Origin of the sequence: Tahibacter caeni (assembly GCF_024609805.1) — a bacterium.
In the GTDB taxonomy this organism is placed as follows: Bacteria; Pseudomonadota; Gammaproteobacteria; order Xanthomonadales; family Rhodanobacteraceae; genus Tahibacter; species Tahibacter caeni.
On sequence record NZ_JANFVR010000309.1, the window covers coordinates 1 to 5,645 of the forward strand.

Below are 5,645 nucleotides of genomic sequence, written 5' to 3' on the forward strand. Positions count from 1 at the left end.
TTGCACTCCGACAGCAGGCCATCCAGCATCGACTCGTCCAACTTCTTCGCCACTCTCTCGCTCCTTGCGACTTGCGCCGCCTTCTAGCAAAGAGCAGCTACACAGTTCAAATTACAGACTCGCTGATCGAGCAAGGCGAGCGCCAATCGCCGCAGGCGACTAGTTCCACTTCCGACCTCAAACGGGCGGCAGCGGAGGCGTGTGGTCGACTATTATTCCGTGCACGTCACCGTTGTTGATCAAGTCTCTGTTTCCTGCGGCCGTCAACGTTGCTTGCACGAGGCGCCGGGCCATTCGGGGCGTTCGATCCTACGTCTCGAGATTGGCGTTCGGGCCCTTCCAGTGCCGCACCCCGCAAGTTCAAACTGAGGTCCGAACCCGTATTGAATAACTCAGCCCTTAGTCGCGCCAGTGCCTCCTGCTGAATCGCTAACTCATTTCTCACGCTCGCGACCTTAAGTGCGCTTTCCTGTTGCTGAGGATTGTCGCTTGCCGCGCTTTCCCACCTGAGCAGCTCTCCCTGTAACTTCGACACTTCATCCCATTTGCGGGAATATTCCTCGGAGAGATCTCGTCGCGATTCGGCGGGGCTGACCTCATGCTGGGAAGCGAGATTTTTAGACTGTGTCGGGACCGCAGGGGGCGATACTTGTGGCTCGCCAATCGGCCGCGCCTGCCCGTCTGACAGCGTAAGCTCACCCGACTGCAGACTGTGGGCGACGTCCTTCGTGAACTTCACCGGCGAGATCCTATCAACGACATCGATTGCCCATTTTCGAAGCGCTTCGTTGCTGGCGGTATTGCTGTCCTGAAGAATCTTGAGCGCAGTCTCGAGTAGCCTGGAGTCACGATCACGGTCAGCGTTTGTGAGCTGAAAAATCAGACCTTTCTCTTGTATATCGGTACTGAGAGAGACTCCTTGGTAGCTTAGACCCGCGCCTGTAATTGCAGCAATCGCAGCGATCACGCTGGCAGCAAGCCCCCACCCACCGTGCTCTTTTGTGGCGTTGCCTTGCTTGTCCTCGGTCACTGCTGTCGAAGCCTTCTTCTTGCTAAGAGCCATGGCTAATAGTTCCAACCGTTAGACGAAAGACTTCACGAGCCTGATCTAGGCATGCGTGTCTGTTCAGCAGTGCTGCGACGGCGAGAGAACTCTCACCACAACGTTCCGGCCGCGCTCAAATTCGGCTGGCAGTCTCGGGACGACTCAGGTGACACGAGCGCCGCCTGTTCGCGTGCCACCCTAATCTCACCGAGCACCGCACCATTGCTGGGTTTCGGCCATCTGCTGCTGCCACGCTATGGAGCCCGAAAAACTCGCTGAACCTGCGAGTCATCGTCCCCGCTGTGAGCCGATTGCGGCTCAGGGGCGCCCGGTCGCCGGCGGTGGCAAGGGGTCGGCGAATCACCGACCCCTTGCAGCGCGTCACAGCAGCCTGACACGGAACCCGCCGCGCTGGGCCAGGCGCTCAAGCTCGGGGGCCAGCGCTCGCGCCAGCGCTTGGACCGCTGCAGGGTCCTGCGTCGTCTGCCTGATGTCTGCGGCGGCGCCCTTGATGTTGATGTCCAGCACGCCGCGGGTCACCGATCCACCGCTACCGCCGGCGTTCGTCGCCTGCTGCTGCTCGCGTTGCTGATCACGCTGGCGCGTCGACTCCTCCTGCCGGCGCTGGAGGTTCTGCTGCTGCTCCATCTTCGCGTTCGCCAGGGCCTGGATCTGCGCTTGGCTGAGCAGGTTGTAGGACGACGTAAGCGAGTTGATGAGCTGCTTGCGTTCGTCCATCGCATCGTTGCTGGCCTGGATGGCCGCGAGCTCTTCGTTGACACCCAGACCAACATCCAGGACTTCACGCCAGACGGATAGACGCGCAGCGCCAAGCCCGGCTGCTTCGTGTCATGGATCAGGTAGCTCTGCGAGCCAGGTTCTGCACCGTCAGCAAGCGTCCGGGTCAGCTCGACCTTCCGACGAACCGATTGCGGTTTCTTTTCCACTTTTCTCGCTCCGGACAGCACTGGGACAGCACAAACACGGCTGCGACCGGACAGAACGATACACCATGGAACACTAACCCATTGAAAATCATGGCATCCAGATGGAGCCAGATTGACCCGGACGCTGGATTCACACTTTCCGAAGGCGGTGGTCGGGGGTTCGAATCCCTCCGGGCGCGCCACCGAATCAAGCACTTGCAGCGAATTCGTACCAACGTCACTGCAGGCGGCCGCTGTGAGGCGGCACGGGGCGAACTCGTTGTCAGACGAAACCGTTCGCGGGCGTAGAACGCCGGTCCGGCGCCACCCTTACCGGAAGAAGCGCTTCGCGTGATCGACGCGAAACGAAGCCCGCACGCTTCCATAATTCCACTTAATTTACTTGGATATTTGTGGTCGCGCATTCATCTCGATCGACGAGCAAACGGGACCGGGCAAGATGGGCACGGAGCGCGGGCTTGGAACACTCGACGCAGCGTCAACGAGCCACTCCGATCAACGTCAACCTCCCGGCGGCCGGCTGGCAAATCCGTGGGAGGTACGCAGCAACGGAACCTCGGTGGTGGCGTGGAGTGCTGTAGATGCGCCCCTGATCGGCAGCTCAGGCATGGGCGAGCGATGGGAACGAACCCCTCCCCCAACTCAGTAAGAGCCGCGGATCAACGTAGCAGCCTTTGAAAATCGCCTGCGGCGCGGCAGCACGCGCCTGGCCGATCTTGCGCCGATCGATACAGTATTCTGGTGCGAACTACGCGCAATGCCGCAACTTTTCGCAGGGACATCGGAATGCAACCCGTGAGCACGTCCAGTTCGCTCGGATCGCCCTACCTGTTCGCGGGTCTGGTCGTGATCGGGTTTGCGTCGGTATGCGCCGGCCTCTTCAGCGCCAGCTGCAGCGGCGATGGCTGCATTGGCGTCGTATTCCTGGCGGGTGGTGGCGTCATTGTGCTCCTGGTGCAACTGCTCGTCCTGCTTCCGATCTTCTGCTACAGGAATCGCGGCACCGATCTCCCGATGAGCCACGTCGTGGCGCTCTGGGTAATTGGCTCGCTGATTGCGTTCCTTGCCCCGCTCATCCTCGGACTGCTGTTGCGCTAGAGGAACGCGGCTCCGCAGCGCTGCGTAGCACCGGCCCTATCGCTTCGGCTTTCCTGCGAACCTCAGGCGCATCGACCGCAGTGTCTCCGGGTCAGCGATCTGCTCAACGAGTTCGACCGGGTTGTCGACCGCCGCTCCCGAGAGGAGCAGGCGGCGCGTCGACCGCGCGGCGCTTGTGCTCCGTACCAAATGGGCCATAGCGCAGCGTCGTGGCGATGTCCGCGTATCCGATCAGTTCGCGCACCGTGTTGAGGTTCTTGCCCGCCATGACGAGCCGGCGCACGCCGACCGAATTGCGCGATTCGGCGCTGATCACATCCGGCGCGATGACCGCCTGCCTCGACCACTGGAGCGCAATGGCCTGATCGAGCGCATCGCCGATCCGCACGATCGCCGGTCCAGCGCCGCCGCGCTGACGGCGACGGACGCAAGCTCATCGACAAGACCATTGCGGTGCGCTTCGGGGAAGCCGCGGACGCGCTGTCGGGCCTGTCGGCCGCCGAACGCGAGCGCCTCGCGGCACTGCTGAAGATGAAGAAACTCGGCCGGACGCTGGAGTCGCCCGGTGAGTCAGCCGGCGAATCCTGAGGCCGCAGGACCGCGCCCGGATTGCGTATCGGAGGCGTCGATCGACGACCGGCTCCGCGGTGGCGGCGCTGTTCTGTCCGCGATGCACGCAACTCCATTCGGACGAGCCCGCATTCCGGATCCGAATGCTTCCTGCGGCTCGGCACGAATCGGCACGGCGTTCCGCGGTGCCCGAGATCCGAAGTCGTGCTCAGGCCCCGAAGCGTCCGTGTCCCTTGCCGCATTCCCACGGTCGCACGGGACACGCCCCGACGCACGACACGGACCAACTTGCGGATAAGTAACATTGTCGTCTTATTGCATTTGCCGCATATCCATATGCCGTTTTCCCCGCTCGCCGAACTGCGCCGGCGGCGCTATTCCCCAGACGGATTTCTTGCTACAAACTGTGCGACTGCCGCTAGGCGCCCGGGGGGGCTTCCGACGGATATCAGCGTGCTGCACTGCAGCGCGCCGCTGACGCACGGCCGCGCGAGCGGCCGGCCAGGGATTGCATGCGTTCTCCAGGTGTTCCGGCGACGGCTGCTGCCGGCGCTGCCGCATCGGCCATCGATCATGGCCGCGGCGCGGCGTCGTGCGGCCGTGCAATCCGTTCGTCCGAATTCCGTTCGCCGCGGCCTCCGGGCCCGGTCCCGGCGCAAGCCCCTCGCAAGGGTTACCCGCATGGCCGACATCGAACTGCCCTGGCCCGCCGACACCCGGCTCGTCCGTCTCGGCGAGATCGAGATCGATCCGCGCTACCGCAAGGTCAGCCGCGCCGGCGTCGTGCACGAGCTGAATCCGCGCTGCTTCGAGCTGTTGCTGCTGTTCCTGCGCGAGCCGCGCGTGCTGCATACGCGCGACGCGATCTTCCGCCGCGTCTGGCGCGGCGCCGTCGTCGAAGACGCCAACCTGACCACGTCGATCTGGCTGCTGCGCCGCGCGCTCGGCGGCGCGGCCAAGCAGTGGATACGCACGATCTCCAAGCAGGGCTACATCTTCGATCCGCCGGCCAGCCTGGACATCGAGTTCGTCGGCGGCGACGAGACGCTGGCCGCAGCGACGAGGCCGGCAGGCGACGCGAACCTCGACCCGGATGCTCCGACCGCAGCGCCGGCCGAAGCCGCGGCAGCGGAATCCATGACCCCTTCGCTGCTGTCGCGCACGAACCGGTCGATCACGCGCGGCCGGGCGCTCGCGCTGACCGTCGCGGCTTGTCTGAGCCTGATGCTGCTGGCCGGCGGCCTGCTCGGCGCGCGCAACCGCGATACGCCGGCGACGCGCGTGGTGCTCGTCGCGGCTGCCGATCCGAGCCTGCCCGACACGCAGCGCTGGCCGCTGCGGCTGCTGCAGCACTGGCTGAGCTGGCAGCTCGGCAATGCGCCGCAGGTCGAGCTGCGCAGCCCTTCCGACGTGCTCGCCGACGGCAGCGAGACCGTCGTGCTGCTCGAACTCGGCACGCCGGCGCAGGGCGGCGAATGGCGCGTATCGGCGCATTTCCGCGGCGACGCCGCGCTGGCGCCGATCGTGCAGCAGGCCGGCGACAAGCAACTCGTCGCCGCCATCGCCGCCGTCGGCGACGCGGTGGTCGCGCGCCTCAGCGGCGTTTCGGGCTATACCGCGCCGCCGCTGGCGCTCGATACCGCATCGGCCCCGCAGCTGGCCGATGCGTTCGACGCCGAGCAGCAGCATCGCTGGAACGACGCAGTGCGCGCCTACACGAGCGTCGTCGCGGCGGCGCCCGGGTTCGGTCTCGCGCGCCTGCGGCTCGCACGCTGTCTCGCGCAGCTGGGCCAACGCAGCGCCGCGCAGGCCGAGCTCGCGCGCGCCGACGCCTGGCTGCAGAGTCTTCCGGAATTCCTGCGCGCGCCGCTCAAAGCCGAGGGCCTCGCGCTGCGCGGCGAGCCGGCCGCGGCGGCGGCCGCGTACGCGGCGCTGCAGCAGGCGCGGCACGGCGACGACGCCGAGTACCGCGTGGCCGAAGCGGC

At 65.2% G+C, this 5,645-nt stretch carries 6 protein-coding genes; 3 read left to right on the top strand and 3 right to left on the bottom strand.

Annotation, left to right across the window (positions count from 1 at the left end; genetic code table 11):
• Window positions 1-226: 226 nt before the first annotated feature.
• Entirely contained in the window at window positions 227-1,063 is an 837-nt protein-coding gene (locus tag NON22_RS19435; protein ID WP_257388628.1) for a hypothetical protein, read from the bottom strand.
• A gap of 363 nt (window positions 1,064-1,426) precedes the next feature.
• Entirely contained in the window at window positions 1,427-1,783 is a 357-nt protein-coding gene (locus tag NON22_RS19440) for a hypothetical protein (protein WP_257388629.1), read from the bottom strand.
• A gap of 1,004 nt (window positions 1,784-2,787) precedes the next feature.
• On the opposite strand from NON22_RS19440, the gene NON22_RS19445 reads away from it, so the two are divergent.
• Window positions 2,788-3,090, top strand: coding sequence for a hypothetical protein (locus NON22_RS19445; protein WP_257388630.1), 303 nt, complete (start codon window positions 2,788-2,790; stop codon window positions 3,088-3,090).
• Window positions 3,091-3,193: 103 nt separating this feature from the next.
• Here the strand turns inward: NON22_RS19445 and NON22_RS19450 are convergent, their stop codons facing one another.
• On the bottom strand, window positions 3,194-3,478 hold the full coding sequence (locus NON22_RS19450; RefSeq protein ID WP_257388631.1) for a hypothetical protein: 285 nt from the start codon (window positions 3,476-3,478) through the stop codon (window positions 3,194-3,196).
• Window positions 3,479-3,543: 65 nt separating this feature from the next.
• On the opposite strand from NON22_RS19450, the gene NON22_RS19455 reads away from it, so the two are divergent.
• Both NON22_RS19455 and NON22_RS19460 read left to right on the top strand, forming a co-directional pair.
• The gene (locus tag NON22_RS19455; protein ID WP_257388632.1) at window positions 3,544-3,678 is read left to right on the top strand and encodes a hypothetical protein; all 135 of its coding nucleotides are present in this window, start codon (window positions 3,544-3,546) and stop codon (window positions 3,676-3,678) included.
• Window positions 3,679-4,341: 663 nt separating this feature from the next.
• Window positions 4,342-5,645, top strand: a 1,304-nt coding sequence (locus NON22_RS19460) for a winged helix-turn-helix domain-containing protein (RefSeq protein WP_257388633.1), incomplete at its 3' end; no start/stop codon positions are given.

Coding starts and splice junctions, on each gene's coding strand:
- NON22_RS19440 (WP_257388629.1), bottom strand. CDS start 1,783: ATGGACGAACGCAAGCAGCTCATCAACTCGCTTACGTCGTCCTACAAC.
- NON22_RS19435 (WP_257388628.1), bottom strand. CDS start 1,063: ATGGCTCTTAGCAAGAAGAAGGCTTCGACAGCAGTGACCGAGGACAAG.